Here is a 26,863-nt window from a genome sequence, read left to right as displayed (position 1 = left end):
GCAAGACGTGGCTTTGCAGCCCGGTTTTGGCTCAAGCGGCGATTCTTCGGTCGTAACTGCCAATCAATGTGTCCAGGAGTTTTTCCTCTTCCCGTGTGAGATCTGAAAGAGGAGCGCGGACACCGCCCGCGTGGAAGCCCTGGAGACGAACACCGGCTTTAATGGCTGCCACAGCATATCCTTTGTTGCGGTTGCGCAGTGCCATGAAGGGGTAAAAGAAATCGTTCAGGATGCGCTCACAGGTTTGCCGTTCTTGGTTCCGCAGAGCCTGATAAAACTCCACAGCGAGACCAGGGACGAAATTGAAGACTGCAGAAGAATAGGTCGTGAAGCCCGCACCGAGGTAAGCTTCAGCAAAAAGTTCGGCCGTCGGCATGCCGCCGAGATAGGTGAGGCGGGTTCCCATTTTCGCTGTGATCTGCCGTACCAGTGCAATATCCCCGACGCCGTCTTTGAAGCCAACGAGATTAGGGCAAGCGTCGCACAAACGTGCAAGGGTGTCGGGTTGTAAAACCGCATTGTCCCGATTGTAAACCATCACGCCGATTCCAACTGCCTGGCAGATGCGCCGTACGTGTTGATAAAGGCCTTCCTGCGGCGCATCGATGAGATAATGAGGTAATAGCAAAATGCCGTCAGCGCCGGCTTTTTCTGCGGATTTTGCGATTTCGATCGCAATTTCGGTGCCATAACCACAGCCCGAAACAATGGCAGTGTCGCTGCTCGTTGTTGCTTCTTTCGCTGCGGTAACGATCGCAGGTATTTCATCCGGACGAAGAGAAAAGAATTCCCCCGTGCCTCCGGCTGCAAACAGGACGGGTGCATCGAAGCCTGAAAGCCATTCGACATGCTCTTTGTAGCTCTCTGCCGCAAAAAGCCCTTCTGAATCGAAATGTGTTACAGGAAAAGAAAGCAGGCCCGAGCCGAGTTTCTGCTTGATAAGTTGCGGGTCCATTAAAATACTCCTCAGACGTGGCGGAAGAAAATTAACCTGCTTAATTCACATAAGTCAACATGTCATATTATGACGCGGTGAATGTGGTACGATTTCTGGCTGAATTCGCCTGCTGTTGTCAGGAATTGATTTTTTGAACCTGGTGGGTACGGGTGAGATGGCACTACCACGGCGAAGGCTGGCACTACAGATTGGCTCGGCTGCATGGTCCTGACGCTGTTCTGCTCAAACCAGGATGTCATAGCAACTGGAGCTGGTTGCTCGGGGATTAAGAAAACCAGTTCTGTGATTGGGCAGGCTGCGAAAGGGTCGACCGAGCATATCGTTCGTGGCGATAGTGATGGTACTGCGGCACTGTTTAATGAGGTGACTTTCTAACGTGGTTTTTCGGCATTCTGCGTTGTAATCCCGACTTCGGGATCCAGGCGACATGAGCCCAGGGCGAGCAGATCGGGATGTAGTGCCTGAACGTCGATGGCGCGGGCGATCGGAGAACAGCACCCTGCCTGCGATCGAAATTGCCCCCGCTCATGACAATTTGGCATCGGTGGCGGCTTTCAAGTGCAATGGCAATTGAAGGCGCGTTCGTGATGATTGTAAGACTGCAGTCGATAGGAAGTGCTTCGATAACGGACAGATTTTTTTGGCAAGAATCGATGAAAGCAGTTCGTTGACCGGCGACTATGCGTGTGGCATGTCGAGCCAAATCGTTCTTTTGAGCGGTGAACAGTGGGTTACTGTTGAAGATTGTATTGTTTTTTCGTGTGAGCCTTACACTCCACCATACACGCGGCGGCATATTCCATTCTGCGCAAAATCCCCGAGATCCGGCGGATTCCGAGGGGTGAGATTGTTTGAAAATGAAACTTTGTCAGGATGAGCGCCAGGCGACTTCTGATCGTCTGACGCCGTGCATCAATAGTATTGACCACCAACCGTCCCCGCGGGTTCCGTGTGACCGCTTCTTTCCATAGGTAAACAGCGCTCATTTAGCTTGTGGCTGCCTGGCAGTCTCATCAACAGAACATGTAACCACAGCGCGCGAACGCTGAAACGCGCGAAGACCTTGGACAAGCGTAGATGAACTCCCCACCGCTGTTTCAGTTACCTAGAAAAAAGGTCTCATCGGCAGCATTCTTGCTCATGGCGTTGTTCGATCAACCTCTCTGCGGCAAGAGTGGTATCATCACTCTCCGTCTGCGGGCTTGTTGGCAAGTGCCCTTTCAGGCGTACCCGCAAAACCGCGATAGCGGCGATGACTGCGAATGAGGTGGGCTTGCATCGCCTCGCGGGCCTGTTCGACATTGCGAGAGCTGATTGCATCGCAGATGGCACGATGTTCAACGATCGTGTGGTCAATATAAGAATCTGTGATGAGTGCCGGGTTTATCTCGCGCGAAAATGCAGGCTGAGGCATCAACTGATCGCTCATCAACTTGAAAAATTCAATAAATGCAGTGTTGTTGGTGGCCTCAGCGATCGATTTATGAAACTCATAATCGAGTCTGTCGAGCTCAGCAGGATCGTGGCGCAACTTTTCGAATTCGCTGAGCGATTTCCAGATCGTGTCTTCCTGGGCCCAGGAGTGACGGGAAGCGGCGAGGCCTGCGGCATGAACTTCAAAGGCCATGCGCAATTCAAGTAAATCCATAAAAGATGCCCCCGTGTGGACAGATGCCAGTGCATCTTCCATGGTCTGGGGAGCCGGTTTCGCGGATGGTTGCAGAACGAAAACGCCAGCACCATGCTTACTTTCAACGATTCCTTCCGAGCGCAGGACTGCAATTGCCTCGCGGATAACGGTCCTGCTGACGCCAAATTCCAGAGCGAGATCTTCGATACGGGGAAGTTTACTGTCCTTCACAATCGAACCGTCCGCTATCCGGCGCTTCAGGGTACTAATTGTACGGCTCGTTAATGTTTCCACAGGTCTTCCCTCTACGTAATTCAATGCCAGGCGGTGCGATCACCCTCCGAAAGAAGATAATATCTCTTAAGTGGAAATTCAACAATATCAACCCCTATCTTGATTTTCGGCAGTCTGGCTATCGGAATAGGCGGGAAAGCGATTGTGCGCACAAAAGCGTCGAAACTCACTTACAACCGGAGTCTTCGTTTTCTTCCGACAGAGAAACACATCCAGTCGCCATAGCCATTGATTATCAGTGCAGATAATTCGGCCGCTAAAAAAGTCCACCGGTTTTTGTGCAATTCCCTGATGCAAACAGTGCTAATGCAGGCGGACGTTCCTCAAATTCACCGTGAGTGGCGTTTGGCCCTTGCATTACATGGCGAAAAAAGTAGTATTACCAATATGAAAGAGATAAGATGAAAAGAATAATGAGGCTTATCTCATAGGTGCACGGCTTTTAGGAGGGCCACACTCATGGATATGGATCCGAAATCGCTCTTGCCGCAAACGGCCCGCAATTTCCTTCAGTTTATTGACGGGAACTGGACAAAGGGTCGCCCGGACGGAGAACTCGTCCGCAAGAGTCCGGCGCATGGAACGAATGTCACTGTTATCCAGTCTGGATCAAGATTTGATACAGACTGTGGCGTTGCCGCGGCGCGCTCGGCGTTTGACGACGGACGATGGTCCTCACTTCCCTCTTCAATCCGTGCTGAGAAGCTCAGGGAGGTTGCAGGACTAATACGAAAGAATGCCGAAGAGCTGGCGATTCTGGAGACGCTTGAGGCGGGCAAACCCATTAGCCAGTCCAGGGGTGAAATAGCAGCAGCAGCCGGAATATGGGATTATGCCGCCGGCCTTGCTCAGGTTTTACATGGAGACAGCTTCAATAATCTCGGTTCCGATCTCTTCGGCATGGTGTTGCGAGAGCCGATTGGTGTGGTTGGGGTAATCACCCCCTGGAACTATCCATTTTTCATTTTGTCTGAAAGGTTGCCGTTTATTCTTGCATCTGGCTGCACAGCTGTTGTTAAGCCAAGCGAGATGACATCGGCGACGACGCTAAGGCTGGCTGAACTTATCGTAGAGGCTGGTATCCCTGATGGCGTTGTAAATGTGGTAACGGGTCCAGGAAGCGTTGTCGGGCAGGCACTCGTGGACCATCAAGATGTCGACATGATATCATTTACGGGCTCCACTCACGTTGGACGTTCCGCAATTGTGGCATCGGCGCAGAATATTAAAAAAGTCAGTCTTGAGCTTGGCGGGAAAAACCCTCAGATCGTTTTTGCAGATGCAGATCTCGAAGCGGCGGCCGATGGGCTGGTTCACGGCATGGTTTATAATGCTGGGCAGACCTGTGTGTCGGGAAGCCGCTTTATTTGTGAGAAGGGCATTGGGGATGTCCTGAAGGAAAAAGTTCTTAGAAAACTCGCTCGTGTAAAAACGGGCGATCCGCTCGACCCTGAAGTTCAGGTTGGCGCGATCATCAGCGCCAAGCAACGAGATCAGATTATGTCTCACATCTCGGATGCCCAGGCGGAAGGAGCGTGTCTGGATACGGGCGGAAAAAGCCTGGATGGCCCCGGTTTTTTCATCGAACCTACATTGTTTTCGAACATACGTTCAGACATGGCAATTAATCGCGCCGAGGTTTTCGGACCGGTGGCGAGCATTATGGAGTTTGAAAGTGCAGATGAGGCGGTTAGGATCGCTAATGACAGCGAATACGGTCTTTCGGCCGGTGTGTGGGTAGGTAACCTGACTACCGCTTTTGAAACCATTCGCAAAATTAAAGCGGGACGTGTCTGGGTCAATACTTTTCTGACCGGGGGGCCTGAGATGCCTATTGGCGGTTACAAACAGTCCGGGACGGGCCGTGAGACCGGGAAATATGGCGTTGAAGAGTATACCGAGGTTAAATCGGTCCATATCGATATGGGTGCTCGAAAGCCATGGGTGAAATAGTGATGACGCAGGGCAACTTCGACTATATTGTAATAGGTGCGGGATCAGCAGGCTGCACGATCGCCTCGCGGCTCAGTGAGGATCATCGCAACAGAGTGTTACTGATTGAGGCGGGAAAGAAAGACCGCGACCCGTTCATTCATCTCCCGGTGGGCTTCGCCAAGATGACAGAGGGGCCTCTGACCTGGGGATACTCGACTGAGCCGGTCGCTCATGCCAATAACCGTGTTCTTGTTTACCCTCAGGGTAAGGTCCTTGGAGGCGGAAGTTCGATCAACGCTATGGTTTATACCCGTGGCTGCCTAGACGACTATGATCGCTGGGCTGATGTTGAGGGATGTACGGGCTGGAGCGGTGAAGATGTCCTTCCTTACTTTATACGCTCAGAATCCAATGTCCGCTACTCGCGTCCGCATCACGGAGATAGCGGGCCGTTGTCAGTAAGTGACAACAGTCATATTAGCCCGATGACACGCGTTTTTGTAAAAGCGGCGCAGCAGGCGGGATTGCCGTACAACGCTGATTTCAACGGTGCGCAGCAGGCGGGGTGTGGATTTTATCAGACGACGACCCGAAACGGCCGCAGATGCAGTGCGGCTGTTGGCTATCTCAAGCCCGCCCTCGACAGGACGAACCTACAACTGCTCACGCAATGTGTTGTTCGTCGTGTTCTCTTCGAAGACCGGCGCGCCGTCGGTGTCGAGTATGAAGTCGATGGCAGAATTGAACAGGCCCGCGCTTCGGGTGAAATTGTCATTACGAGCGGAGCGATCGGTTCTCCGAAATTGCTGATGCTCTCTGGCATCGGTCCCGTTGGAGAACTGGCGCATCACGGCATTCCGGTGCTGAAGGATGCAGCTGCCGTAGGCGGCAATCTGCAGGATCATATGGACGTCGATATTGTCGCGGAATTAAGGGGGCCTTTTTCCTACGACAAATATAAGAAGCCGCACTGGAAGCTTTGGGCAGGGATGGAATATCTGATGTTTCGTCGCGGCCCCGTATCCTCCAATATTGTTGAGGGTGGTGCTTTCTGGTGGAGTGACAGGAAAGAGAAGACACCGGATCTTCAGTTTCATTTTCTTGCCGGAGCCGGAGTTGAAAAAGGCATTGGATCGGTTCCTGGGGGAAATGGTTGTACCCTGAATTCATACCATCTGCGCCCACGATCGCGGGGCTCTGTAAAGCTCGCGTCAAACGATCCGTCCGAGGCACCGAAGATCGATCTGAACTGTTTTTCCGATCCTTACGATCTTGAGCGCGGGATCGACGGCGTCAAGCTTAGCCTCAGCATTCTTTCGCAAAAGGCTTTTGAACCCTTTATTCGCCGCATTCATATGCCGGGTCATGATCTGCAAAGCCACGATGAGTTCGCGGATTTCGTTCGCAGTCATGCCCGGACGGCTTATCACCCGGTTGGCACGTGTCGAATGGGGGGCAGCGAAGCTTCAGTGGTTGATCCGGAGCTTCGGGTGCGCGGGGTCGAAGGACTCCGGGTATGTGATAGCTCGGTGATGCCAAGAATTGTTTCGTCGAACACCAATGCGCCGACTATTATGCTGGCTGAGAAAGCATCTGACTTAATTCTCGGCAAGGCAAATCGTCAGGCAGACCTGAAGCTGGTCAGTTAGGGTCGGGCGAAATTGTTGGATGAGCCCGGCCGGAGCGATCTTTTCCGGCCATCGTCTGATCTTCGGGGGATATTATCCCCCGAAGTGTCTTAGTTTTGGCGGCTGAGAAACGCTGCAGCTCTTTCTCCGATCATAATCGATGGCGCATTGGTGTTACCGGAGGTAAGGCTCGGCATAACCGAAGCGTCAGCCACTCTGAGACCAAGTATACCCCTGACGCGAAGCTCCGGGTCGAGCACAGAACCGCGATCGGTTTCCGCACCAATGCGACAGGTACCGGCAGGGTGAAGAGCGCCCTGGGCGTATCGGCGCGCATACTCCAGGAATTCGCTCCGCGTGCGAAGCGTCTTGTCGGGTAAATGTGATTTGCCGACCAAGCCCTGCAAGGCGTTCTGTGACATGATCTCACAGCCGAAACGGACAGCTTCCCCCATCGATTCAAGATCGTAGGGGTGGCTAAAATAATTGGGTGCGATTACAGGAGCCACTGTCGGATCGGCACTGCGTAACGAAACATAGCCGCGCGACCGGGGCCTCGTCAGGCAGGCATTGAGCGTGCAGCCATACCCGCCAGACAAGGGCGCGCCCTCTTCAACGCCACTTCCAGGAAGGAACACATACTGGATATCGGGAGTCGGTTGCGTGGGGTCGCCCCACCAGAAAGCACCAGCCTCCATGATATTTGAGGTAACCGGGCCTCGTTTGAAAAGCCCGTATTCCAGGGCGGCCAGACTCTTCCACCCGATCCTCTTGTAGCGATCGTAACTGTTCGGCCCGTTCATATGGTAGGTTAGATAGACATCCATATGGTCCTGAAGGTTCTGCCCGACGCCGGGAAGGTCGTGGACCACGTCTATGCCCACCGAGCGAAGCTGATCGGCGGGGCCGATGCCCGAGAGCATCAGAAGACGTGGTGAGTTGATCGCACCCGCGGATACGACAACCTCGCGCTGGGCATAGAGGGCATGTCGTTCGCCATTCCTGAGCACTTCGACACCTTTGGCGCGTCCTTTCTCGATAATCAGCCGGGTGACACGGGATTGGGTGAAGAGGCCGAAGTTCGGCCGCCTGCGGGCAGGATGTACGAAGGCCACTGCGGAACTGCAGCGTCTACCGTCGCGTGTTGTCGTCTGATAAAAGCCGCATCCCAGCTGATCTCCGCTATTGAAATCGGCGTTGTAAGGCAATCCGGCTTGCTGGCAGGCCTTCAGCCATGCTCGCGACAAAGGATGGATAAAAGCGGGGTCAGAAACACCGAGTGGTCCACCCTGCCCGTGTTCATCGTTGGCAAGGCGGTCGTTATGTTCGGACTTTGTAAAATAGGGCAGTACATCCTTGTAGCTCCAGCCGTCTGCCCCCAGATTTTGCCAGTTGTCGTAATCGTCTGGAATTCCGCGAACATAGAGCATCGCATTGACCGAAGAACCACCCCCTAGGACGCGTGCTTGGACCATCGAGTGTGTTTCTCGCGATGAGTTGGGCGATGGTTGCTGTAAGAAGCGTTGCAGCAGATCACCCTGAGCGGTTTTGTAAACAGTGACTGGAAGGTGAATATAGGGATGCCAGTCGCTAGGCCCTTCTTCAATCAAAGCCACGCGGTTTTCCGGGTTTTCACTCAGCCGCCCTGCAACGGCGCAGCCGGCTGAGCCGCCGCCCACGACAATATAATCGAATTCTTTCGTTTGCATCTCGTTCCCATTTTGCTTGCGAACCGGTTTACGGTCCTTAATTTCGCGTTCGATTCTGTTAGGAGATCATCTGCCAGACAGGATAAAGCTTATCACCCGATCACTTTCTAAATAAGTATGTTGACGCCCTGTGGTCAATATTATTAATGTGGTGAAAATAAATCACGAAGGGGATGCATCACACCCTTGATGCACACAGAAATATAGGGATTAGTCTCATGAGAGCAGATGCACGCGTTCGTTTCGGCCGGAGTGGCTTGTCGGTCACCCGTATGGGTTTTGGAGCGGCACCTATCGGTAATTTTTTGAAGCCCGTGTCGAATGAAGAGGCTGATGCCATGGTATCAGAGGCGTGGCGGGCTGGTTTGCGTATCTTTGATACGGCGCCGCTTTATGGTCACGGGCTGAGTGAACATCGGTGCGGACATAGCTTGTTCAGCTATCCACGCGATGAGTTTGTTCTTTCGACAAAGGTTGGCTATCGGTTGCGCAGTGCCGGCACGCGCCAGGTTGTTAGCGGGTCATGGATCGATGCAGGGCGTTTTGAAAGATATTACGACTACAGTTATGACGGAACAATGCGCTCCATCGAAGATAGTCTCAACCGGTTGCTCACTCCTTATATCGATGTTGCGCTCATTCACGACGCTGATGAGTACAATCATGGCCCGGACGGTGCGAAAGTCCGGTTTTGCGAAGCTATGAACGGTGCCTATAAAGCCCTTGCGAAATTGCGGGAAGAGGGCGTGGTTAAAGCCATTGGCTTTGGTGTAAACGAATGGCAGGTCTGTCATAAAGCCCTTGAACAGGGTGACTTTGACTGTTTTCTTCTCGCGGGACGTTATACGCTTCTTGAACAGGAGGCGCTGGACGCATTCCTGCCGCTGTGCGAGGCGCGTGATGCATCGATCATTCTGGGCGGTGGCTACAACAGCGGCATCCTTGCGACGGGAGCTGTTGCCGGTGCAAAATATAATTATGCGCCTGCTCCGACGGAAATCATGCAGCGTGTAGCGCGCATAGAAACTCTATGCCAGCAATATAATGTTCCACTGGCTGCGGCAGCTCTGCAGTTTCCATTGGCACACCCTGCCGTCGCGACGATCGTGCCGGGCACACGCAATGTGGCGCAGCTCAAGCAAAACCTCGATCTCATCAATTATGTAATCCCGGCAGGATTCTGGAATGACCTGAAGGCACATGGTCTTATCCGCACGGATGCGCCGGTTCCGCAGGAAGCGGTGGCAGTATGAGCATTGGAATTCCAGGTTTACGGGGGACCGATCACATCGGACTGACGGTTCCGGATATTGATCAGGCCATTTCATTTTTTTGTCATGTGATTGGCGGCGAGCTGATCTACCAAACTGGGACATTCGAAGACAGCCTTGGTTCATTCATGGTGGATTACCTTAATGTTCACGCAAGGGCACGCATCAAAGCTGTTGCGTTCATCCGGTGCGGGGACGGTTGCAACTATGAACTCTTTGAATATTGGTCTCCCGACCAACAATTGACCGCGCCCAAAAACAGCGATGTCGGCGGCCATCATTTGGGGTTTTATGTCGACGATATAAACGAGGGTGTCGCTCATCTGCATAAACACAATGTTCGCGTGCTTGGCGAACCTGTTCAGGAGACAGAGGGGCCGGGCGCTGGCGAAAGCTGGGTTTATTTTCTTTCGCCCTGGGGCTTGCAGATGGAACTGATTTCCTATCCGGACGGAAAGGCATATCAGCGGTCCGTCGGGCGCGTTTTGTGGCAGCCGGATCGCCTTTCGTAATCAACTAAGCAGGCCGCGTAAATGCAACGCTGGGAGTTGAAGCAACTGCGCGCGCTGGCATGCGTGGACTAGTCGGATTCTCTGTCAAAACCTGGTGAGAGTCTTGAGTCAACATATGAATTGACTCTTATTCATCCTATCTCTTTTTGGTATTGACATATAAAAAGCATGTCATACGATGACTAGGTAAACGATAAAAGGGGAAAAGCTTATGAAACCTGTATGGACTGCGGATGAAGTGCGCGCTGCCGCTGATGGCGATCTGGAAACGCTCCAGAATTTGCTGACGCGGCGGCAATTGCTCGGTGGCATGGCACTGGGTGCGGGAGTTTTGGCCTTGGGACCGTTCATTCCATCGACCGCGAGGGCAGCGGTCGGCGGCAATCTGAATCTGATGACATGGGAAGGCTACGACCTGCACAATGAGCTGAAAGAATGGCGGGACAAGAATAATGTCAAGGTCAATCTGAGCACTATTACAATGCAGGACGACGTTCAGGCGAAGTTTATCGGGGGGAGTCCGGTGCCCATCGATCTGACAGAATATAATCAAGGCTATGACCGCTTATACGCGGATGAGCTGAAAATTATCCGACCCGTCGAGGTCGACAAAGTGCCCAATTACAATAAGCGCGATATTTTCCCGGGCTTCTATCAGACCGAGCGTTGGTATCGCGATGGAGTGCAATGGGGTATCCCCTGGGTGTGGGGTCTGAACTCGCTGGTATATAACCCAGCAATGATGGATAAGCCAACTTCCTATCGCGATCTCCTTGATCCGAAGCTGAACGGAAAAATCTGCATTGTTGACGAAGTGACCGGGACCTGGCCGATCGCAGCAGTTCTCGCGGGGCATGGTGATGTCTATCCCAACCTGACTCAGGAACAGCTGGCTGAAAGTTTCGAGGTTCTGCGAGAATTCAGGGCGGCATCGAAGACCTTTGCTGCGTCGAACGGTGATCTGGTCTCTCTGTTTGCAAGCGGTGAGGTGGTGGCTTGTCTGAACTGCTGGTCCGGAATTACAGTTGAAACCGCAAAGCAGGGCGTGGAGACTGCCTATACTGTTCCAAAAGAAGGCGCGATCATGTGGTCAGATGCCTGGTTTACGCCTGCGGTTGCAAAGAACATCGACACTGCGCATGCGTTCATGAACGAATCGCTTACTCCCGCAGCGCAGGCATCAATCGCAAAAACAGCGGTGGCCGGCTGCGTAAACAGAAACGCCGTGGCTCTGATGGATGAACAGACCCGTAGCCTTTTCGATTATGACGACCTGGATTCGGTGTTTAAGTCAGCGCCGCTGTTTGGGATCCCACCACGGCAATCGGATCAGTTCGCGACCTACGACGACTGGGTGAAAGCCTATGAGGACCTGAAGGCCGGTCTGTAATTATCATGACTCTTTGGCGGGAAGGCCAGCGGCCTCCTGCCTCTGCGGCAGTCGCCTCACGCCGACCGCCGTTTTCATCTGAGATAGAAGAAATCTGACTATCTCGCAGAGAGTTCCTTCCGATGTGGCGGAAATATGCGAAATCTGGATGCTAAATCTGTCACTGGCCTGGTACTTGCCAGCCCGGCGGCCATTTTTACAATCATATTCTTTCTGGTGCCAGCAGTGCTGTTATTTGTTTACAGCTTCTGGCTCTCGAAGTCTTTCACGCTGATCCCGGCGATGACGCTTGAGAACTACACGCGCGCGCTCATGAACCCCGGCTTCTATACGGTGCTTTTCAGCAGTCTCAAAATCGGGGTGCTGACGGCGATCGTCGCCATTGGGCTAAGTTTTCCAGTGGCTATGTACATTGTGTATCGCTCCACCAGCAACACGGTACTATATCTGATCCTTGCGTCATGGCTTTCGAGCTATCTGGTCCGGATCTATGGCTGGCGCATGATCTTGGGTTCAAAGGGGCTGATCAATACGTCGCTTCTGGAGCTGGGCGTAATTAAAGAGCCGCTCGAATTCATCCTGTACAACTCTACGGCCGTGATAATTGCACTAGTCCATGTCTATATTCCGGTAGCGTTGCTCCTGCTTGTTTCGGCTTTGAGAGATGTTAAATCAGATTATCTCGATGCAGCGCGTGATCTGGGAGCCAGTGGCTTTCTCGTCTTTACGAAAGTGATCATGCCTATGATCCATCGGGGATTTATCAGTGCTTTTATGTTCACACTGATCCTTGCTGCTGGCGATTTCGTGACGCCGCAGCTGCTTGGTGGCCGGGACGGAACGACAGTCGGTGTATTCATTTCCAATCAGTTTCGTCAGACGGGAAACTGGCCATTCGGCGCGGCGATGGCGTTTATCGCTTTTTTCGCTTTCGCGGTCATTTATGTCCTTCTTGTACAGGGTCTTCGACTGGCAGGACTGGCTCCCTTCAAGCATAGCAAGAGGTAGATCATGCTTCGATTATATGTTGGTCTGTTTCTCTTTATGCTCTTTGCACCCATCGTGTTGATAGGACTGTTCAGCTTCAATGGTAGCGAAGCACTGACGTTTCCGATCGAGAGTCTGAGTCTGCGCTGGTACCAGGCAATGTTCAGCGACCCTCAGTTGCTGAATGCTTTCAAAAACAGCCTGATTGTGGGTGTTGCGACAACTGTTATTACCACGATCCTGGGCTCTATGACCGCCATCGGACTCGCGAGAGTTTCAGGGCGCACCAAGACGGTGCTCAGTCTTCTTACGTTTTTTCCGATTGCTCTGCCTGGTCTTTTCGTCGGTATCGCCCTGCTTATCATGATCGCCCAGTTTGGAATTCAACGGTCCCTGATAACGGTTACCCTTGCGCATGTGCTGATAACAATTCCATTCTTTGTAGAATCGAGCCGCTCGCGGCTGGAGTATTTTGATTTGTCACTGGAGGAGGCAGCAAGAGACCTGGGCGCTGGCCCCTTAACCGCGTTCCGTCTTGTAACGCTGCCAATTATTGCGCCCACCTTGCTTGGCGCAGCAATTCTGTCTTTTGCAATATCGTTTGACGAAGTGATCATCACGATTTTCGTCAGCGGCAACGAGAGTACTTTACCGCTCTTTATCTGGTCCATGATGCGCCGCTCGGTGACACCGCTGATCAATGCCGCCTCGATGCTCGCGCTGGGTTCGATCCTCATTACGATTGTCGGGCTTGGGATTCTGCTCTGGTGGCAGAGAAAGCGGACTCTGTTGCAACGTTCCCGAAATTTTGAGGTTTGAGGAAATGGTCTCTCACGTTGTTGAGCTGAACAATATTCAGAAATATTTTGGCGAGTTACATGTCCTGAAGGATATAGAGCTTAAGGTCAAAGCTGGCGAAATAGTGACACTGCTTGGGCCAAGTGGGTGTGGCAAGACGACCTTGATGCGTCTTGTTGCAGGCTTCGAGAATGCTACTTCGGGCGATATCATCATCGATGGGAACCGTGTCGTTAAGACACCCCCAGAAAAACGCCCAGTCAACATGGTTTTTCAACGATATGCGCTGTTTCCGCATCTGGATGTATTCGACAACATTGCCTTTGGTTTGCGCCTTAAAAAGTGCCCCGAGAGTGAAGTACGCTCGACTGTACGCAAAATGCTGGACCTGGTTCAGTTGGGTGACTTTGCTGACCGGTGGATTGGCCAGCTGAGCGGCGGACAGGCTCAGCGTGTGGCGCTGGCTCGTGCTCTAGCCAACCAGCCAGCAGTCTTGTTGCTCGATGAGCCGCTGGCGGCACTCGATCTTAAAATCCGGCAATATATGGTGACAGAACTCAAGCGTATTCATCAGGAGACTGGGACCACATTTCTTTATGTAACGCACGACCAGGACGAAGCGATGATGCTTTCGGATCGCATCGTTCTCATGAACAAGGGGCGCATCGAACAGATTGGTAGTCCGGAGGAGATGTATGCAGCCCCCCGAACATTGTTCTGTGCAAAATTTCTTGGTGACACCAATATTATTCCTTGTCAGCTCAGAGAGCGTAAGGGAGATGAATGCATTATGGAAACGCCAGGTGGGAGTCTTCATTGCGAGAGATTTTCGGTGGTGCGTGAAAATGCTACCTGTCTGGCACTAAGACCGGAAGCCATCTCTGTCCATAGTGAATTAAGCGGTGTGAGCAGCGACGAGGACTCCCTTGAGGGAGTCGTCACTGATCTCATGTTTATTGGCAGTCGGATCCTTTACACCGTGCGGGTCGCCGATACACTCGAGTTGCGCTGCCAGGAACACCGGCCTGTTGGAGGACAACACTTTAAACCCGGAGACTACGTTTATCTGAAGTGGAAGAAACAAGCTGCAATCGCGCTCGCTGATCTGAGCTGAGAGAATGAAATGCGATCCTCACTGAAATGAGGTTCAGGACGTAACCTGGTTCTGTCCCGTCGCATACTTTGCGACGAAAGACTGCGCCAGAAACGGGAGTTCGGAATGGAAGTCTATTTTGATAAGACCTATGCCCGCGGGTTCGGTACTTACCCATTGAAGGGATCAGATTTGCAGCAGGCTGTGTCGCATGCATTGCATACTGGTTATCGGGCGTTCGATACAGCGCAGATGTACGAAAACGAGCACGATCTTGGTGTGGCGCTCGCAGTGTCTGGCATCGACCGGGGCGATTTGCTGATTACGACAAAGGTCCATCCCGATCATTACAAACGAGACGATTTCTTTCGATCGCTTGAGCGGAGCCTCTCGTCGCTTCGTCTTGATCAGTTGGATGTTGTCCTGTTGCACTGGCCACCAATCGGCGGGGAGATTGCGCCCTCGCTCAGGTTGCTGGCAGAAGCAAAAAAGCAGGGTTTGACGAAACACATAGGGGTTTCGAACTTTACCTCCACGATGCTGCGTCAGGCAAAACAGATTATCGATGAGAGAATTGTCGTAAATCAGGTCGAGTTTCACCCATTGCTCGACCAGTCTTCGCTTCTGAATGCCTCCAGAGAGACCGGCATTCGTCTGGCATCCTATTGTTCTGTTGCGCGAGGCGAAATACTGAAATATCCGCTTTTGGCAGAGATCGGGAAAAAATATGGCAAGAGCCCTGTGCAGGTGGCGTTACGCTGGATATTGCAGAAGGGTGTCTCGATCAACACGATGTCGACCAATCCCGATAACATCAAAGCCAATTTTGATATTGAGAATTTCGTACTCAATGAAGCGGAAATGGACAGCATTGATTGCCTGAACCGGGCGAACTATCGAATTGTTTATAAGGGAATTGTCCCTTGGGTCCCGGAGTGGGATTGATAAACCGCAGCGTTTAGGCTCTTTCGGGTCCGGTCTGTCGTTGAAGAATTCCGATAGACCAGACCCGGGGACCGCTTATTTCCCGGATGCATGCTCAACGAAATCATGCCGCCTGCAGGAGGGCAATTCGTAGGTTCCCGGGTCTGGTGCATCTTGTCACCGGGCGGGGAAATAATGCTTTTATTGTACTGATGCTCAGCTCTTTGGGTGGGATCTCCGAGGACGACCCTATTCAGATCGCAGTGCAGAGCCGGTTTCCCTTTTTCTGTTCTGTCGATTCAAGCATTGCAGCGATTTCCGCATCGCAGGCATGAGGCCATCACGTACTGATTTATATCGATTGTGCCCGAACGCAGAGCCCAATCATGATTTTTTGCGCCATTGTCCAGCTGTGGGAAAGGTCGATTGGCAGTTGTCTGGTTTGTTTGCGCAGGCCAGCCGTGCGACGTGAAACGCAGGACCATAGCTAATTCTATAGAGATATGATCAATAATAGACAGAAAAAACCAACAATAACAACAAACAGCGCAATTAAAGATAATATCACTATAATTCGTGTTGACAGGTGATATGATTATAGTGTGTTTTGCTGGTAATACTCCTGGCAACCACACAGGCTGCAGGGAACCCTGGTCGGAGAAAGATTTACAATGACGAAAGACGGTATGCTGGTTCGGGTGGGTGTCGATATTGGCGGAACATTTACTGATGTTGCAATGGAGGTCGGTGACAGTCTGCATTCAACGAAGGTGTTGACAGACTATTCGTTTCCAGAGGAAGCGATCGTCAGAGGTCTTCGGGATGTATGTGAATCTGCCGCTCTTGGCATGCATGAAATTGACACAATAATTCACGGCACCACGCTTGCGACCAATGCATTAATTGAAAGACGTGGTGCCAAAACCGCCTTTATCACCACAAAGGGGTTCCGGGACGTCATCGAAATGCGTACCGAGAGCCGGTTTGAGCAATATGATCTCAATATCACTTTGCCAGCGCCACTGGTCGCACGAAATGAACGGTTTGTTGTGGATGAGCGAATTGGTCCGGACGGCTGCGTTCTCAGGCCCATCAACGATGAAGCGGTAGATGCTTTGTGCCGCCAAATCGTCGATGCCGGTTATGAAAGCGTCGCCGTCGGTTTCATACACTCCTATTTGAACCCAATTCACGAGACGCGCGTTCGGGAACGCTTGCACGCGATAAAGCCGGACATTGCGGTCTCATTGTCGTGTGAGGTGTCGCCACAAATGCGCGAATTCCAGCGCTTCAACACCGTCTGTGCGAATGCTTTCGTGAAACCGCTAATCGCATCCTATCTCAATCGGCTGGTTGGTCGTCTCTCACAGGAAGGTGCGTCCTGCCCGGTTTTTATGATCCACTCCGGCGGCGGGATCATCAGCGTCGAAAGCGCTATCGAATTCCCTGTTCGCCTGCTCGAGTCAGGACCAGCAGGTGGCGCGATCTTTGCCGCGCACGTGGCCACACGCTTTGGGCTGGATCGTGTGGTCTCCTATGACATGGGCGGGACGACCGCAAAGATCTGCCTGATCGAAAACCAGGTGCCCAAAACGTCGAAAACCTTCGAAGTTGCGCGCACCTATCGTTTCAAGAAAGGCAGTGGCATGCCAATTTCAATACCGGTTATCGAAATGGTTGAAATTGGGGCGGGCGGCGGCTCGATTGCCAGTGTTGATGGTATGCGGCAGATCCGGGTGGGGCCTCATAGTGCAGGATCAGAGCCCGGTCCGGCCTGTTATGGGCGCGGAGGCAACAATCCGACAGTGACTGATGCTGATCTTTTGCTCGGGCGTCTGGATCCGGATACATTTGCCGGCGGCGCCATCAAACTGTCGGTGCAGGCCTCTCAGGACGCCATGCATAAGGACGTCGGGACGAAACTTGGCCTGGATGCGACGACGTCCTCTTTTGGCGTCAGTGAAGTCGTCGATGAAAACATGAGTAACGCTGCACGTATGCATGCGGTGGAGAACGGTAAAGAGCTGGGAGACTTTACCATGATTGCGTTTGGTGGCGCTGCACCGCTTCATGCCGCGCGCCTGTGCGAGAAGCTCGGAATTGATGCTTTGCTGGTACCTCCGGGTGCAGGCGTCGGTTCGGCGATTGGCTTCCTGCGTGCGCCTTTCGGCTTCGAAAGTGTGCGCAGCGCTCATACCAGATTAAGCCGTTTTGATGCTAGCTTCATCAACGGTGTCATTCGTGACCTGGCGGAAGAGGCAGTATCCTTTGTCCATTCCGGTGCACCTGACACCGACCCGCAACTCGAATGTACCGCATATATGCGCTATGTCGGGCAGGGCTGGGAAGTGCCGGTGAGTGTCGAAGTCCGTGACTATGACGGAAGCGACGCGGCAAAGTTCCGGAAGGATTTTGAAGAGCACTACCGGAGTTTCTTTGGCCGGACAATTGACAGTCTGGACGTGGAAATCGTCAGCTGGTCACTGCGTGCCAGCTCACCTCTCGCAGCAACGCACCAAATTAGTTCCGGTCAGAAAGTGCGGCAGCTGAATGCCTCTGCCAGTCGTCACATGTTTGACGCCCAGAATGGGGCATTTCAGAGTGCGGCGGTTATTGCGCGCGCTGACATGAAGCCCGGCGACTGGATTGCCGGCCCTGCTGTCATAACCGAACGCGAAACATCGACCATCGTCACGGCGAGCCGTGAAGTGATTATGCAACCTGATGGTTGTCTGCTCGTACGTACAAAAGCGGCTTAAGGGAGCGCAATATGACCAGGAACACCCTATCCGACGTTCATATGCAGATCATGTGGAACCGTCTTATTTCCGTTGTTGAGGAGCAGGCGCTTACCCTGATCAGAACAGCGTTCAGTACAAGCGTTCGGGAGTCGGGCGATCTGTCAGCGGGCGTCTTTAACCGTTGCGGGGAAATGGTTGCACAGGCTGTGACGGGAACACCAGGGCACGTTAATGCGATGGCAGAGGCCGTTGGACATTTTATCCGTGATATCGGGGAGAATAACATTTTTGAGGGGGACGTTTATATTACGAACGATCCCTGGAAAGGGACGGGACATCTCCACGATTTCACCGTGGTGTCGCCTAGTTTCCGTGCCGGTAAACTGATCGGCTATTTCGCCTGCACGGCGCATGTGGTGGACGTGGGTGGTCGCGGTTTCGGGCCCGATGCCAACGAAGTCTACGAGGAGGGCATTTTTGTTCCCATTATGAAATTTGCCAGTCGCGGAGAGGTCAATCTCGATCTGGTAAATATTATCCGCAACAATGTGCGTGAAAGCGATCAGGTAGTTGGTGATGTTTATTCCCTGGCTGCGTGCAACGAGATCGGACAGCGTCGTCTTATGGAGATGATGAATGAATTCCAGATGGATGATCTCGAAGAGCTGGCAGTGTTCATTTTCAAACGAAGTTACGATGCGACGCTTGAAAGCATTGCGGCACTGCCCGCGGGTTCTTACAAGAACTCCATGCGTGTCGACGGCTACGATGCACCCATAGATATTGTTGTTCGCCTCGATATTGCGACCGATCATATTGTTGCCGATTTCGCAGGCACTTCTGCACCGAGTGCAAAAGGTATAAATTGTCCGCTGATTTATTCTGCGGCTTATGCTTGTTATGCGATTAAGTGCGCAATTGCGCCGGAGATTCCCAACAATCACGCTTCGCTGAAACCATTCAAGATTGTTGCGCCGGACGATTGCATTCTGAATGCGCAGCGGCCAGCGCCCGTCTCGGTGCGCCATGTCCTCGGTCATCTGGTTCCTGATGCAGTCCTTGGCGCGATCCATAAAATGCTTCCCGGCCATGTGCCGGCTGAGGGCTCAGGCGCACTTTGGAATCTGCACATTAGCGCAAGGCCACTGACCGGTGAGAAACGCCCTGCCGATGGAGGGCAGCGGGCGGAAGTGTTGCTCTTCAACAGTGGTGGGATGGGCGCACGTCCCGGATTAGATGGCCCCAGCGCAACGGCGTTTCCAAGCGGTGTGCAGTCGATGTCCATTGAAGCCACCGAACATGTTGGTCCCGTTATCTTCTGGCGCAAAGAACTTCGCGACGGCTCGGGGGGAGCGGGCAAATTTCGTGGAGGTCTGGGGCAGGTGGTGGAAATATCGCCCACACCGGGCCACGAAATTTACTTCAACGCAATGTTTGATCGCGTGGATAACGCGCCTCGCGGTCGTGAAGGCGGTGAAGATGGCGCCCCGGGCGTCGTGCGGCTTGACGACGGAACTATTCTGTCCGCCAAAGGCCGTCAGCATGTCCCGGCCGGGCGTCGTCTCATCCTCGAGCTGCCAGGCGGTGGCGGTTACGGCGCCGCCTCTGGCCGGGCTCCAAGTCTGACCAAACAGGACCTTGATTTCGATTATGTCCGGCCAGTTATGTGACAGCAGACGTTTCCCAAAAGGATGAGTTGATTATGAGCTATGAAAATCATCGTGCTGCCGCTATCAAGGCATCGCCCAGTATGGCTATTGCGATGGCCGCAAAAAAGCTGCGCTCAGAAGGGCGTGATATCGTGGACCTGTCACTAGGCGAGCCTGATTTTGAGCCGCCGCGCCATGTTGGGGAGGCTGCTTGCAAAGCAATAAGAGACGGTGGCATTCGCTATGGTGCCGCAGCCGGTAGCGAAGCGCTCAGGAGCGCAATTGCGTGCAAATTCAGGCGTGACAACGGGGTCACATACGGATCTGACGAGATAACGATCGCCAATGGAGCAAAACAGATCTTGTTTGATGCCTTTCTTGCAACGCTGGAAGCCGGAGATGAAGTCATCATTCCGACGCCCTGCTGGGTATCTTATGGCGATATAGTTTCGTTGCACGGAGGAAAGCCGGTATACGTGGAAAGCGGACCGCAGACCGGCTTTAAAATTGACGCGCCGATGCTTGAACGGGCGATCACGCCAAACACCCGGTGGCTGATGCTGAATTCTCCGTCTAACCCGACCGGCGCGATCTACACCGAGGATGAATATCGCGCACTCGAACAGATTCTGTCCCGGCATGAACGTATTCTGATCCTTTCGGACGAAATCTATGAACACATTCTTCTGGGTGATCAGCCATTCGTTTCCTTTGCAAGCGCGTGCCCGTTGCTCCGTGAACGAACACTAGTTGTGAATGGCGTCTCCAAAGCCTATGCAATGACCGGCTGGCGGCTCGGCTACGCCGCCGGACCTAAAGCTTTGATTGCCAGTTTAAATAAAATGCAATCACAAAGTGTTACCTCGGTTTGCACAGTGGCACAGGCAGCTGCTCTTGCTGCTCTCGAAGGTGATCAGTCGTTCGTGACGCAGGCGGCGGCAACCTTTGCGAGGCGGGCGGCCCTTGTTGCGCAGCTGCTTGCCGACATACCAGAGTTGATTTTTCAGCCGCCGGCAGGGGCGTTTTATGCATTTATCGGTGTTCATAAGCTCATCGGTAAGCGGACAGCAACTGGCCTGGTGCTGACAGATGATACCGCGATCGCAGCACATCTTCTCAATGATTTCGGGTTGTCGAGTGTGCCCGGCGTGGCATTTGGAGCGCCTTCATTCATCCGCCTTTCGATCGCAGCGTCTGATGAAGACCTTGCCCAAGCCTGTGATCGTCTGGCCAGAATGGTTGCATCGCTGAACGCCTGACCGCGCGCACTAGTGTATCAGCCTGCCGCAGGCGGCGGTGTTTATGCACCGCCGCCTTTTGCTGTGCCAGCTAAAGTTTGTTCGACTCCCCGTTGATACCCATCCGCTCCGGACAGACAGGCAACAAGTCAGCCGAGCGCGTGTCCTGCAAGGGTTTCGATGGCCTGTACCAGGCCAGAATGATCATCATTTTCTTTTCCCTGGGCGGCGATGCTGTTGAACAGTTGCTGGCAGGATGCAGTGTTGGGCAACGACACGCCGATGGCCTGGGCTGCCTCCAGCGCCAGCGCCAGATCTTTCTGATGCAGCCGGATGCGGAAGCCGGGTTTGAATGATCGGCTGATCATTCGCTCGCCATGTACCTCAAGGATACGCGATGATGCGAATCCGCCTAAAAGGGCAGAACGCACCTTTGACGGATCGCAGCCGGCCTTGCTTGCAAAAACCAGTGCTTCTGCAACCGCTTCGATGTTCATGGCAACAATCATCTGGTTGGCGATTTTGCAAATCTGGCCGGCACCGCTCCTGGAGCCCACTAGTGTAATATTTTTGCCCATAAGTTCGAACAGCGGCTTCATTTTTTCGAAAGTCTCTGCCGAACCGCCCACCATAATAGTCAGCGATGCCGCTTTGGCACCAATTTCACCGCCTGAAACGGGTGCATCGAGATAGGCGCATCCACGCTGTCTGAATTGCTCTGCAAAACGTTCTGTTGCAGCAGGACTGATCGAACTCATGTCAATGACCGTTGCACCCTGTCGGATACCTTCTATCACGCCGCCATCACCCAGCAGAACGCGTTCGACATCCGGCGTGTTAGGCAACATCGTGATAATCACGTCGCTTTGCCTGGCGGCGTCTGCGGGCGAGCTCGCCACGGTGACCGATGTAGAGTCGAGGCTTTCGGGCAGCGGGGATTTGTTAAGTGATGTTATCACTTTGTATCCGGCTTTGCAGAGATTACTTGCCATTGGCGCGCCCATAACGCCCAGACCTATGAAAGAAATAATCATTCTCACGTCCTTTTCTCTTATTAATGATGGTGCGGCTTTATTTCACAAGATATTATCTAATTGACGCATTATTGTACATGTCATATGGTCACATGGTTAGTTACGCAAGAGGAAGGATCAGCCCGGTGGGAAATTTGGTTAACCCGCTTAAAATTGCCTTGGCAGAAGGCCGGCTGCAAATTGGTCTCTGGAGCTCCCTGGGCAGCACGGTGGCGACAGAGGTTCTGGCGGGGGCTGGGTATGACTGGTTGCTCATCGATGCAGAACACAGCCCGAACGACTTGCTCAGTGTATTAGCGCAACATCAGGCTGCTGCCGCATTTAGTTGTGAAATTGTTGTACGGGTACCATGCAGCGATCCGGTTTTGATCAAACAGATACTTGACCTTGGCATTCGCTCTCTGTTGTTTCCGAATGTACAGAGCGTTGAAGAAGCAACTGCGATCGTGGCGGCAACACGCTACCCACCACATGGAATCAGAGGGTATTCAGCAGCGCAGCGCGCTAACAATTATGGTCGGGTGAAAAACTACCATTTGCGGGCAGCAGAGGAAATATTTCTCGCGGTGCAAATAGAGTCAGCTGCGGCAGTGGAGGCCGCGCATACAATTGCTGGAATCGACGGCGTTGATGCAATTTTTGTGGGTCCGGGCGACCTTTCCGCAGATATGGGTAACATTGGTAATCCGCTTGCAGATAGGGTCCAGCAGGCAATCAGAAGCGTTTTGTCTGCCAACGGTTTGGCTGCTACCGGCATTCTTGCACCACAGACCGGAGACGCGCGCCGATATATTGAATGGGGTGCGACAATGGTCGCGGTCGGCAGCGATTTAGGCTTGTTGGTGAAAAACGCCGATATGCTTGCCCGTGAATTCCGCCAGGCTATTTGAGGCCTGATCCCTGGCCGATGCGTCGACCGGGGCAGTGTGGCAGGCGACCGTTCTGCAGAAATTTGGACATGGAGAAATAAACTATGGCGATTTTGTACAACAGAATTCTGCTGACTGGCGCGGTGGGCGGCCTTGGCCGTGAATTGCGTCCATTTCTGCGGGACAGATGCAATCATTTAAGGCTGAGCGCACGTCAGGACATCGCTATCGAAGCCGATAAGGAGGAGGTGGCGGTTCTGGATCTTGCGGATTTCGACAAGGTTTTGGAAGCGACCCGCAATGTCGACGCCATTGTTCATATGGGAGGAGTTTCAAAAGAGAACACTTTCGAAAATATTGTCCAGGGCAATATTGTTGGCCTTTATAATGTTTATGAGGCTGCGCGGCGTAACAAAGTCAGACGCATCGTTTGGGGAAGTTCAGTGCATGCAGTAGGCTTCCATAAAAGAACCGATGTCCTTGAAACCGATTGCAGCACCCGCCCGGACAGTCTTTACGGTGTGTCTAAGGTGTTCGGTGAGGGGCTGGCGCAGTATTACTTCGATAAATTCAAGCTCGAAAGTGTTTCCATTCGGATCGGCTCCAGTTTTCCGGAAGTTACCGACTGGCGAATGCTCTCGACCTGGCTGAGCTACAACGATCTCAAACATCTGGTTGAGCGCTGTCTGCTTGTTCCGAAAGTTGATCATACCATCGTTTTTGGGTGTTCCGACAATGACCAGAGTTTCTGGAATAACAGCAAGGTTGCTTACCTTGGCTATCGACCGAAAGACAATGCAGAGGATCAGCGTTCAAAGCTTGAGGAAACTGTTGCGAAGCCCGCCGCTGACGATGGCGCCATTTCCTACCAGGGTGGTGCTTTCGTCACTGCTGGTCATTTTGAAGAACAATGAGTTGCGAAATGCAGACTTCTACACTCGGTAAACTTGCCGTTGTCCCCACTCGCACATCCTACGATGTTGTTATCGTCGGTGGCGCTGTAAGCGGTAGTTCGACGGCGTACTTTCTGGCGATGAACCCGGATTTTAAAGGTTCGGTTCTGGTTGTCGAAAAGGACTCAACCTATAAACAGTGCGCTACGACACTTTCGACGAGCGCGATCCGCCAGCAATACTCGAACGCGATCAACGTTAAGATTTCACAATACGGTGTCGAGTTTCTGAAGAACTTTCGGGAAAATGTTCAGGTGGACGACGACGCTCCTGAAATAGGATTTCATGAGAACGGCTATCTGTTCCTTGCGACTGAGGCTGGAATGAACACTATTCGGGAGAATGTCGCGCTGCAGAAGGAGAACGGCGCCGATACTGTGCTGCTCAATCCCGGCGAGATTCGGTCACAGTTTCCATTTATCAATGTGGAAGATCTTGCGGGTGGGAGTTGGGGTCGTACGGGTGAAGGCTGGTTTGACAGCTATGGATTGCTACAGGGGTTTCGCCGCCGGGCGCGTTCACTCGGGGTTGAATATGTCGATAACGAAGTTGTTGACATAAGTCGTACGAACAACCGGATCACAGATGTGACGCTAAAGACGGGTGAGCGGATTCACTGCGGAGCGATCGTTAATGCAGCGGGCAATTTCGGCCCGCACATAGCGCGCCTCGCAGGTTTGGAAATTCCGGTTGAGCCACGCAGGCGCAGTATATTTATTTTCTCGTGTCCAACGCCAATCCTGCAAAAAATGCCCAATGTCATTGATCCCTCCGGTGTCTTCTGTCGTCCGGAAGGAAAGATGTTTTTGTCCGGCGGTGTTCCAGATGTGGATATTGCAGTTGATCCGAACGATTTTGATGTAGCCTATAATGAATTCGATGAGCAGATATGGCCACACATGGCGCATCGTATTCCGCAATTCGAAGCCATTCGGATGGAAAATTGCTGGGCAGGCCATTACGACTACAACACGCTCGATCACAATGCGATCGTCGGACCGCATGACGAAGTGCAGAATTTTCATTTCGCAAATGGCTTTAGTGGCCATGGTTTGCAACAGTCGCCGGCCATTGGGCGTGGTCTGAGTGAACTCCTGACTTATGGTGCTTTTCAAAGTCTGGACCTTTCGCCTCTTGGATACGGTCGCATTGCGCGTAATGAGCCATTTCTTGAGAAGGCCGTGATCTGATGCACCGTAAGGAGTAAACTGGATGGATCCGCGCCTGTTTTTGCATAGTCTGTTCGATGCTGCTCTTGCAGCCGCAGATCCTCTGATCCAGACCGCAAGATTCCTGCCGCAGTTACCCGAGGGCCGAGTAGTGGTAGTCGGGGCTGGCAAGGCTGCTGCCAAAATGGCACGCGCGATTGAACTGGCGTGGCCTGAGGCGGACCTCTCGGGACTTGTGATTACGCGCTATGGCCATCATTTTCCCTGCGAGAAAATCGAGGTTATAGAGGCCGCTCATCCTGTACCCGATCAAGCCGGACAGTTGGCTGCGAAACGAATAATAGAAGCCGTGTCGGGATTGACGGAGCGTGATCTCGTCGTTGTGCTTATTTCCGGAGGTGGTTCGTCGCTACTGAGTTTGCCCGCTCCGTTGGTTTCTCTCGCAGACAAACGTAACATCAATGCCGCCTTGCTTAAATCCGGGGCAGCCATTGGAGATATGAACTGTGTGCGCAAACACCTATCTGCCATCAAAGGTGGCCGACTGGGGTTGGCAATCTTCCCGGCGCAATGCCTAACGTTACTTGTATCGGACGTCCCCGGGGATTTTCCAGACATTATCGCCTCGGGGCCGACATTTGGCGAAGCAAAACAGCCCACAGATGCATTGGGCATTTTACAGGACTATGGCATTGTTGTTCCACCAAACGTGCTGCGTCATCTTCATTCGAATGATGCAATTTGTCCATCTCCGGACGACCCTCGCTTCGCTCATGCGCGATGGCACATGATTGCCACCCCTCTGATGGCGCTGGAAGCCGCTGCTAATACTGCACGTCAACAAGGTGTTACGCCAATTATACTTGGAGATAATCTTGAAGGGCCGGCTGACAGGTTGGGCAGAGAGCACGCACTGTTAGCGCAGGAATACAAAGGCCGCGGCCCAGTTGTCTTTTTGTCAGGCGGCGAGACAGTTGTCAGGGTCACAGGAAACGGAAGGGGCGGCCGTAACGTTGAATACCTGCTGTCACTGTGTCACCATCTTGATGCCAGCAACGTGTTCGCTCTGGCGGCAGATTCTGACGGCATTGACGGTATGGAAGATGTGGCTGGGGCTTTCATCGCGCCCGACACTAAGCAGCGGGCCGCTTTGTTGGGAATGAAGACATCAGATTACCTCCAACGGAACGATGCACACAGTTTCTTTGAACGACTGCGGGATCAGATTATTACCGGCCCAACCCTGACGAATGTCAATGACTTCAGAGCTATACTTATCGTGTAGTCGTGTAATTCGCTGGCAGACGCCCGAGGCGCAAGTCTGCCAGCTTGCGTTCTGTCGATCAGATTGTTGCAGTTACGATGATCTCAACAAGCATTCCTGCCTTTGCCATTCGTGCTTGGCCAGTCGAGCGTGCGGGTGCATGCTCCTTGATGATCCACTGATCCCACACTGTATTAACCTCGTCAAAATCTCTTAGATCGTCTAGCCAAAGAATTGTATTCAGAATTTTGGTCTTGTCAGTGCCGGCAAGTTCGAGAAGTCTGTCTATTTTCTGCAGGATTTCCCTCGTCTGCTGCGCGGCGGTTTCGCCGGGTGTCCCAACCTGTCCTGTCAGGTATACAATCCCGTTATGCCTGACGGCATGGTGAATACGGGTGTCGAACTCATAACGCTTAATCTCATCCATTGCACTTCTCCAGCTATCGATATAACGCAGGTGAAATGACTACATGACTCAAGAGAGATGATCTTTCAAGAATTTTCTTACTAAGTCATATTATGACATGTTGACGTTGAGCGAGCGTTTGTTTAAATGCACAGACTTAAGAGTTTTAAAATCTGCGAGATAGCGTGCATTCCATCAACGCTATTCGCCCTTTCAATCGGAGCCGTTTCTTTGAAGGGGCTTCTATCGGATTAAGCTAAAAGCGGGTGATTATATGAAGGCAGTTGTCGCAGTAAAACGGGTTGTAGATTACAACGTAAAGATCCGTGTTAAGGGAGATGGTTCGGGCGTTGAGCTTGCAAACGTCAAGATGTCGATGAACCCTTTTGACGAGATCGCGGTTGAAGAAGC

At 52.7% G+C, this 26,863-nt stretch carries 22 protein-coding genes and 1 pseudogene; 17 read left to right on the top strand and 6 right to left on the bottom strand.

Annotated elements, in window-relative coordinates; all coding sequences use genetic code 11:
- Nucleotides 1-31 precede the first annotated feature (31 nt).
- The 3 genes from kdgD to QSJ70_RS25575 form a co-directional block, all read right to left on the bottom strand.
- On the bottom strand, nt 32-955 hold the full coding sequence (gene kdgD, locus QSJ70_RS25580; protein ID WP_285540823.1) for a 5-dehydro-4-deoxyglucarate dehydratase: 924 nt from the start codon (nt 953-955) through the stop codon (nt 32-34).
- A gap of 358 nt (nt 956-1,313) precedes the next feature.
- Nucleotides 1,314-1,754 carry a DeoR/GlpR family DNA-binding transcription regulator gene (locus tag QSJ70_RS27730; protein ID WP_352231031.1) on the bottom strand — a complete coding sequence of 147 codons (441 nt, stop codon included), beginning with the start codon at nt 1,752-1,754 and terminating at the stop codon, nt 1,314-1,316.
- A 387-nt stretch (nt 1,755-2,141) separates the two neighbouring features.
- The gene (locus QSJ70_RS25575; protein WP_285540821.1) at nt 2,142-2,882 is read right to left on the bottom strand and encodes a FadR/GntR family transcriptional regulator; all 741 of its coding nucleotides are present in this window, start codon (nt 2,880-2,882) and stop codon (nt 2,142-2,144) included.
- Nucleotides 2,883-3,341: 459 nt separating this feature from the next.
- On the opposite strand from QSJ70_RS25575, the gene QSJ70_RS25570 reads away from it, so the two are divergent.
- Nucleotides 3,342-4,835 (top strand): aldehyde dehydrogenase family protein, encoded by a 1,494-nt coding sequence (locus tag QSJ70_RS25570; protein WP_285540817.1) that lies wholly within the window; start codon nt 3,342-3,344, stop codon nt 4,833-4,835.
- Nucleotides 4,823-6,466 carry a GMC family oxidoreductase gene (locus QSJ70_RS25565; protein ID WP_285540815.1) on the top strand — a complete coding sequence of 548 codons (1,644 nt, stop codon included), beginning with the start codon at nt 4,823-4,825 and terminating at the stop codon, nt 6,464-6,466. Before QSJ70_RS25570 ends, QSJ70_RS25565 begins: the two co-directional genes overlap by 13 nt.
- Before the next feature lie 89 nt (nt 6,467-6,555).
- On the opposite strand, the gene QSJ70_RS25560 is transcribed toward QSJ70_RS25565, so the two are convergent.
- Entirely contained in the window at nt 6,556-8,154 is a 1,599-nt protein-coding gene (locus QSJ70_RS25560) for a GMC family oxidoreductase (protein ID WP_285540813.1), read from the bottom strand.
- Between the two features lie 218 nt (nt 8,155-8,372).
- Here QSJ70_RS25560 and QSJ70_RS25555 point away from each other — a divergent pair, with 218 nt between their 5' ends.
- The 10 genes from QSJ70_RS25555 (at nt 8,373) to QSJ70_RS25510 (ending at nt 20,778) form a co-directional block, all read left to right on the top strand.
- The gene (locus QSJ70_RS25555) at nt 8,373-9,407 is read left to right on the top strand and encodes an aldo/keto reductase (RefSeq protein WP_285540811.1); all 1,035 of its coding nucleotides are present in this window, start codon (nt 8,373-8,375) and stop codon (nt 9,405-9,407) included.
- Nucleotides 9,404-9,937 carry a VOC family protein gene (locus tag QSJ70_RS25550; protein WP_285540808.1) on the top strand — a complete coding sequence of 178 codons (534 nt, stop codon included), beginning with the start codon at nt 9,404-9,406 and terminating at the stop codon, nt 9,935-9,937. The genes QSJ70_RS25555 and QSJ70_RS25550 overlap by 4 nt, the downstream gene beginning before the upstream one ends.
- Nucleotides 9,938-10,148: 211 nt before the next feature.
- The gene (locus QSJ70_RS25545) at nt 10,149-11,327 is read left to right on the top strand and encodes an ABC transporter substrate-binding protein (protein ID WP_285540806.1); all 1,179 of its coding nucleotides are present in this window, start codon (nt 10,149-10,151) and stop codon (nt 11,325-11,327) included.
- Nucleotides 11,328-11,462: 135 nt separating this feature from the next.
- Nucleotides 11,463-12,335 carry an ABC transporter permease gene (locus QSJ70_RS25540; protein ID WP_285540804.1) on the top strand — a complete coding sequence of 291 codons (873 nt, stop codon included), beginning with the start codon at nt 11,463-11,465 and terminating at the stop codon, nt 12,333-12,335.
- A 3-nt stretch (nt 12,336-12,338) separates the two neighbouring features.
- Complete coding sequence (locus QSJ70_RS25535) at nt 12,339-13,133, top strand: ABC transporter permease (protein WP_285540802.1); 795 nt, start codon at nt 12,339-12,341, stop codon at nt 13,131-13,133.
- Between the two features lie 4 nt (nt 13,134-13,137).
- The gene (locus QSJ70_RS25530) at nt 13,138-14,226 is read left to right on the top strand and encodes an ABC transporter ATP-binding protein (RefSeq protein WP_285540800.1); all 1,089 of its coding nucleotides are present in this window, start codon (nt 13,138-13,140) and stop codon (nt 14,224-14,226) included.
- 105 nt (nt 14,227-14,331) lie between these two features.
- Nucleotides 14,332-15,150: an aldo/keto reductase gene (locus QSJ70_RS25525; RefSeq protein WP_285540798.1), complete on the top strand. Its 819-nt coding sequence runs from the start codon at nt 14,332-14,334 to the stop codon at nt 15,148-15,150.
- A gap of 650 nt (nt 15,151-15,800) precedes the next feature.
- A complete protein-coding gene (locus tag QSJ70_RS25520) occupies nt 15,801-17,888 on the top strand; it encodes a hydantoinase/oxoprolinase family protein (RefSeq protein ID WP_285540796.1) in 2,088 nt (695 codons plus the stop codon).
- 11 nt (nt 17,889-17,899) lie between these two features.
- Nucleotides 17,900-19,540, top strand: a complete 1,641-nt coding sequence (locus tag QSJ70_RS25515) for a hydantoinase B/oxoprolinase family protein (RefSeq protein WP_285540794.1) — start codon at nt 17,900-17,902, stop codon at nt 19,538-19,540.
- A 32-nt stretch (nt 19,541-19,572) separates the two neighbouring features.
- Nucleotides 19,573-20,778 (top strand): pyridoxal phosphate-dependent aminotransferase, encoded by a 1,206-nt coding sequence (locus QSJ70_RS25510; protein WP_285540792.1) that lies wholly within the window; start codon nt 19,573-19,575, stop codon nt 20,776-20,778.
- Nucleotides 20,779-20,906: 128 nt separating this feature from the next.
- On the opposite strand, the gene QSJ70_RS25505 is transcribed toward QSJ70_RS25510, so the two are convergent.
- The gene (locus QSJ70_RS25505) at nt 20,907-21,791 is read right to left on the bottom strand and encodes a 2-hydroxy-3-oxopropionate reductase (RefSeq protein ID WP_285540789.1); all 885 of its coding nucleotides are present in this window, start codon (nt 21,789-21,791) and stop codon (nt 20,907-20,909) included.
- A gap of 125 nt (nt 21,792-21,916) precedes the next feature.
- Here QSJ70_RS25505 and QSJ70_RS25500 point away from each other — a divergent pair, with 125 nt between their 5' ends.
- The 4 genes from QSJ70_RS25500 to QSJ70_RS25485 all read left to right on the top strand — a co-directional run bounded on the left by QSJ70_RS25500 (nt 21,917) and on the right by QSJ70_RS25485 (nt 26,067).
- Nucleotides 21,917-22,681 (top strand): HpcH/HpaI aldolase family protein, encoded by a 765-nt coding sequence (locus QSJ70_RS25500; protein ID WP_285540877.1) that lies wholly within the window; start codon nt 21,917-21,919, stop codon nt 22,679-22,681.
- An 83-nt stretch (nt 22,682-22,764) separates the two neighbouring features.
- A complete protein-coding gene (locus QSJ70_RS25495) occupies nt 22,765-23,574 on the top strand; it encodes an NAD-dependent epimerase/dehydratase family protein (RefSeq protein WP_285540787.1) in 810 nt (269 codons plus the stop codon).
- An 8-nt stretch (nt 23,575-23,582) separates the two neighbouring features.
- Complete coding sequence (locus QSJ70_RS25490) at nt 23,583-24,803, top strand: NAD(P)/FAD-dependent oxidoreductase (protein ID WP_285540785.1); 1,221 nt, start codon at nt 23,583-23,585, stop codon at nt 24,801-24,803.
- Nucleotides 24,804-24,825: 22 nt separating this feature from the next.
- A complete protein-coding gene (locus QSJ70_RS25485; protein WP_285540783.1) occupies nt 24,826-26,067 on the top strand; it encodes a glycerate kinase type-2 family protein in 1,242 nt (413 codons plus the stop codon).
- A 58-nt stretch (nt 26,068-26,125) separates the two neighbouring features.
- On the opposite strand, the gene QSJ70_RS25480 is transcribed toward QSJ70_RS25485, so the two are convergent.
- The gene (locus QSJ70_RS25480; RefSeq protein WP_285540781.1) at nt 26,126-26,473 is read right to left on the bottom strand and encodes a RidA family protein; all 348 of its coding nucleotides are present in this window, start codon (nt 26,471-26,473) and stop codon (nt 26,126-26,128) included.
- 253 nt (nt 26,474-26,726) lie between these two features.
- On the opposite strand from QSJ70_RS25480, the pseudogene QSJ70_RS25475 reads away from it, so the two are divergent.
- Nucleotides 26,727-26,863 (top strand): annotated as a pseudogene (locus QSJ70_RS25475) (electron transfer flavoprotein subunit beta/FixA family protein); the annotation flags it as partial.

Origin of the sequence: Brucella sp. NBRC 12950, from assembly GCF_030268145.1 — a bacterium.
GTDB lineage: Bacteria > Pseudomonadota > Alphaproteobacteria > Rhizobiales > Rhizobiaceae > Brucella.
The sequence above is the reverse complement of the archived record's forward strand: the minus strand, read 5'-3'. Positions and strand labels throughout refer to the sequence as shown.

Bases quoted from the DNA above. Each gene is read 5' to 3' on its own strand.
- kdgD (WP_285540823.1), bottom strand. From the start codon at position 955: ATGGACCCGCAACTTATCAAGCAGAAACTCGGCTCGGGCCTGCTTTCT.
- QSJ70_RS27730 (WP_352231031.1), bottom strand. From the start codon at position 1,754: ATGCCGCCGCGTGTATGGTGGAGTGTAAGGCTCACACGAAAAAACAAT.
- QSJ70_RS25570 (WP_285540817.1), top strand. From the start codon at position 3,342: ATGGATATGGATCCGAAATCGCTCTTGCCGCAAACGGCCCGCAATTTC.
- QSJ70_RS25565 (WP_285540815.1), top strand. From the start codon at position 4,823: ATGGGTGAAATAGTGATGACGCAGGGCAACTTCGACTATATTGTAATA.
- QSJ70_RS25560 (WP_285540813.1), bottom strand. From the start codon at position 8,154: ATGCAAACGAAAGAATTCGATTATATTGTCGTGGGCGGCGGCTCAGCC.
- QSJ70_RS25555 (WP_285540811.1), top strand. From the start codon at position 8,373: ATGAGAGCAGATGCACGCGTTCGTTTCGGCCGGAGTGGCTTGTCGGTC.
- QSJ70_RS25550 (WP_285540808.1), top strand. From the start codon at position 9,404: ATGAGCATTGGAATTCCAGGTTTACGGGGGACCGATCACATCGGACTG.
- QSJ70_RS25545 (WP_285540806.1), top strand. From the start codon at position 10,149: ATGAAACCTGTATGGACTGCGGATGAAGTGCGCGCTGCCGCTGATGGC.
- QSJ70_RS25540 (WP_285540804.1), top strand. From the start codon at position 11,463: ATGCGAAATCTGGATGCTAAATCTGTCACTGGCCTGGTACTTGCCAGC.
- QSJ70_RS25535 (WP_285540802.1), top strand. From the start codon at position 12,339: ATGCTTCGATTATATGTTGGTCTGTTTCTCTTTATGCTCTTTGCACCC.
- QSJ70_RS25530 (WP_285540800.1), top strand. From the start codon at position 13,138: ATGGTCTCTCACGTTGTTGAGCTGAACAATATTCAGAAATATTTTGGC.
- QSJ70_RS25525 (WP_285540798.1), top strand. From the start codon at position 14,332: ATGGAAGTCTATTTTGATAAGACCTATGCCCGCGGGTTCGGTACTTAC.
- QSJ70_RS25520 (WP_285540796.1), top strand. From the start codon at position 15,801: ATGACGAAAGACGGTATGCTGGTTCGGGTGGGTGTCGATATTGGCGGA.
- QSJ70_RS25515 (WP_285540794.1), top strand. From the start codon at position 17,900: ATGACCAGGAACACCCTATCCGACGTTCATATGCAGATCATGTGGAAC.
- QSJ70_RS25510 (WP_285540792.1), top strand. From the start codon at position 19,573: ATGAGCTATGAAAATCATCGTGCTGCCGCTATCAAGGCATCGCCCAGT.
- QSJ70_RS25505 (WP_285540789.1), bottom strand. From the start codon at position 21,791: ATGATTATTTCTTTCATAGGTCTGGGCGTTATGGGCGCGCCAATGGCA.
- QSJ70_RS25495 (WP_285540787.1), top strand. From the start codon at position 22,765: ATGGCGATTTTGTACAACAGAATTCTGCTGACTGGCGCGGTGGGCGGC.
- QSJ70_RS25490 (WP_285540785.1), top strand. From the start codon at position 23,583: ATGCAGACTTCTACACTCGGTAAACTTGCCGTTGTCCCCACTCGCACA.
- QSJ70_RS25485 (WP_285540783.1), top strand. From the start codon at position 24,826: ATGGATCCGCGCCTGTTTTTGCATAGTCTGTTCGATGCTGCTCTTGCA.
- QSJ70_RS25480 (WP_285540781.1), bottom strand. From the start codon at position 26,473: ATGGATGAGATTAAGCGTTATGAGTTCGACACCCGTATTCACCATGCC.